Origin of the sequence: Streptomyces sp. NPDC058964 (assembly GCF_042741275.1) — a bacterium.
Lineage (GTDB): Bacteria > Actinomycetota > Actinomycetes > Streptomycetales > Streptomycetaceae > Streptomyces.
In genome coordinates this window covers 1,981-5,226 of sequence record NZ_JBHYKH010000594.1, presented here as the reverse complement: position 1 = coordinate 5,226, position 3,246 = coordinate 1,981, and the positions used below count along the sequence as shown (strand labels likewise).

The window sequence follows — 3,246 nt, the reverse complement described above, 5'->3', positions numbered from 1 at the left end:
CCATGCGCAACATCCGGCAGAACCTGTTCTTCGCTCTCGTCTACAACGCCGTCGGAATCCCCCTCGCCGCCGGCGCCCTGTACCCGCTGTGGGGCATCCGCCTCAGCCCGATCATCGCCGCCGCAGCGATGGCGCTCAGCTCCCTGTCGGTCGTCACCAACGCCTCCCGGCTGCGCCGCTGGCACACCCAGCCGTTGCCCGAGGTCCAGCCGGATCACGTCCAGCCCCGTGTCGAGTCCGCCGCCGATCGGGCGTCGGCGGGCGGCGCGGCAACCGCTGCGGACCATGGGCACCACCACCCCGCATCTCAGGGAAACAGCGACAGCATCGTCGCGGACCCGGTGTGCGGCATGCAGGTGGACCAGGCGACCGCCGCCGAGCACCGGAACACCGAGAGGGGCACCTCCTACTTCTGCTCCGCCCACTGCGCCGCCACGTTCGACGCCGCCCCAGACCGTTACACCGCCCCCGCAACCGGCGGTACGCGCGAGGGAGGCGAACACCGATGACCACTGCTCCGCCCACCTCGCGCGACGCGCACGGCCAGCACGCCCAGGCACCTGGTTACGCCGACCACAAGTCCGATCACTTGGCTCGCCTGAGCAAGATCGAAGGCCAGATACGCGGCATCTCCCGCATGGTCACCGACGACCGCTACTGCATCGACGTCCTCACCCAGATCGCCGCCGCCGGCCGCGCCCTGCAGGAAGTCGCCCTCGGCCTCCTCGACGACCACGTACGCGGCTGCGTCACTCACGCGGCCCGCACCGACCCCCATGAGGCCGAGGAGAAATACACAGAACTCAACGACACCTTGCGCCGCGTCTGTAGCCACCGCTGCGGCGGGTCCCTCCGCACCGCTGCTCCAGACGCCGCACTTACCCCTCCCCGGTATATTGGCGGCGATCAGCCGTTCACCTCGCACACGGACGGAAGCCATGACGACAGCCGACCACCGGCCAGGCGGCGCTCGCGGCGCCGCGTTCCGGTGGATACGCGCTGCCCTCCTCGCACTGGTGGCGGCCCTCGCAGTGCTCGTCCACCACGAAACGGCCGCCGCCCTCACCCACCTGCCGCCCGCCCGGGCCATGGCGGGCATGCACCACACAGCCACCCCGGCGACGCCCGCCGACACCAGCGGACACAGCGGACCCGCCATGCCGCACGGCGGCACGACACCAACCGCGGTACATGACGATGACGGCGCGTGCTCCGGCGCGATGCAGCACTGTGCCGTCGCCGGCATCGACAGCATGAAGCTCGCGCCTCCCCACCAGCCCTCCACCGGCTGCGCTCCGGCCTTCTGTTCCGAAGCAGCCGTCGGCCAGGGCGTCCCGGGAACCACCGGCCGGGCCCCACCCGACCTTTCCGCCCTCTCTCGATTCCTGCTGTAGGCCGCGCCCGCGGCTGCACGCCCGTCAAAAGGCGTGCCCCGAGCCGTGTCCGCAACGCGACCACAGCGATATCGAGAAGAAGGACACCCTCCGTGAACAGCATCAACCGCCGCTCTGTCCTGCTGGCCGGGCTCGGCGTCGCGGGCGCGGGCGCGCTCGCCGCCTGCAGCGGCTCCGGCAGCACGCCCACCCTGGTCAGCCCCTCCGGGCCGGCCGTCGCCGCCGCCGACAAGAAGCGCGCCAGAAGCGGCAAGACCCATGAACTGACCCTGACCGCAGCCAAGGCCAGCGTCGGCCTCGGCGCCGGGGTCATGGCCAGGACATGGGCCTTCAGCGGCCAGACCCCGGGCAAGGAACTGCGCATCTCGGCCGGAGACACGCTCGCCGCCACACTGTCCAACCAACTGCCCAACCAGACCACCACCTCCATCCACTGGCACGGCATCGCCCTGCGCAACGACATGGACGGCGTACCGACGGCCACCCAGGCCGCCGTCCGGGCAGGACGCAACTTCACCTACCGGTTCATCGCGGACACTCCCGGCACCTACTTCTTCCATCCGCACGTCGGTGTCCAGCTCGACCGGGGCCTGTACGCGCCGTTGATCGTGGAGGACCCGAGGGAGCCGCTGTCGTACGACGACGAGTGGGTGGTCGTCCTCGACGACTGGCTCGACGGCGTCACCGGCACCCCGGACGAAGTCTTCGCCGAGCTGAGGCAGGGCATGGGTGGAATGCACATGCACGAAGGCCCCAGCAGCTCCTCCGGCCACGCGGGCCACGACATGGGCGAGATGGACGGCATGGCCATGGGCAGCAGCACGAACGCAACGAGCGGCGGTTCACCGTCCCCGTCCTCCGGTGGAGGCATGTCCACAAAGTTCCTGCTGATGGGCGCCCGGAGCCCGCTGCTCGGGGGCGACGCCGGCGATGTGAAGTACCCCTACCACCTGATCAACGGGCATGTTCCGGCCGACCCGGAGGTCTTCCGCAGCAAGGCGGGCAAGCGGATCCGGCTGCGTCTGATCAACGCCGGCGGAGACACGGCCTACCGTGTCGCCCTCGGCGGCCACAAGCTGACCATCACCCACACCGACGGCTTCCCGGTCACGCACCGGCAGGCCGATGCCGTACTGATCGGCATGGGCGAGCGTTACGACGTCCTCGTCACTCTGGCCGACGGCGTCTTCCCCCTCGTCGCGCTGGCGGAAGGCAAGAACGCCAGCGGCATGGCCCTGGTCCGGACAGGACCCGGCAGTCGGCCGAAGCCGACCGTACGTCCGAAGGAACTGGACGGAACGACCCTGACCGCGTCACAGCTGCACGCGACGGACGACGTCCGGCTGACGTCGAAGAAGGCGGACCGAGTCCACCGCATCGAGCTGACCGGCGGCATGATGACCTACCGCTGGGCCATCAACGGCAAGCGGTTCGACATGAACGACCCGACAGCGAACCCGATCACGGTCGAGGAAGGCCAGCGGGTGCGGCTGGACTTTGTCAACACCACCACCATGTGGCACCCGATGCACCTGCACGGCCACACCTACCAGATCGGCAGCAGCGGCCCGCGCAAGGACACCGCAATCGTTCTGCCGAAAAAGACGCTGTCGGTGTTCTTCGACGCGGACAATCCGGGGCAATGGATGCTGCACTGCCACAACGCCTACCACGGCGAAGCCGGGATGATGGCGCTCGTGGCCTATCAGGCTTGAGCCTTCTGTGTCCCGAGGGCCAGGCGCTCCTTCCCTGGTGCGCCTGACCCTCGCGGACCGGGCCCGCCGCCGCACCCCCCGACCTCCGCGGGGTTCGGCGGGGCGTAGTGGCCGAGGGACAGGTGCACCCCGCGGAC

3 protein-coding genes and 1 pseudogene are annotated in these 3,246 nt (G+C 69.8%); all 4 read left to right on the top strand.

Annotated elements, in window-relative coordinates:
- The coding region (locus ACFW2E_RS41060; RefSeq protein ID WP_384475484.1) for a YHS domain-containing protein at positions 1-509 on the top strand (509 nt) is incomplete at its 5' end.
- A pseudogene (locus ACFW2E_RS41055) lies at positions 506-808 on the top strand (metal-sensitive transcriptional regulator); the annotation flags it as partial. The gene ACFW2E_RS41060 and the pseudogene ACFW2E_RS41055, both read left to right, overlap by 4 nt.
- Before the next feature lie 130 nt (positions 809-938).
- A complete protein-coding gene (locus ACFW2E_RS41050) occupies positions 939-1,394 on the top strand; it encodes a hypothetical protein (RefSeq protein ID WP_384475487.1) in 456 nt (151 codons plus the stop codon).
- Between the two features lie 92 nt (positions 1,395-1,486).
- Entirely contained in the window at positions 1,487-3,109 is a 1,623-nt protein-coding gene (locus ACFW2E_RS41045) for a multicopper oxidase family protein (protein WP_384475482.1), read from the top strand.
- Positions 3,110-3,246: the final 137 nt, after the last annotated feature.

Excerpts from the sequence above, each read along its gene's own strand:
- ACFW2E_RS41050 (WP_384475487.1), top strand. The coding sequence starts at position 939 with ATGACGACAGCCGACCACCGGCCAGGCGGCGCTCGCGGCGCCGCGTTC.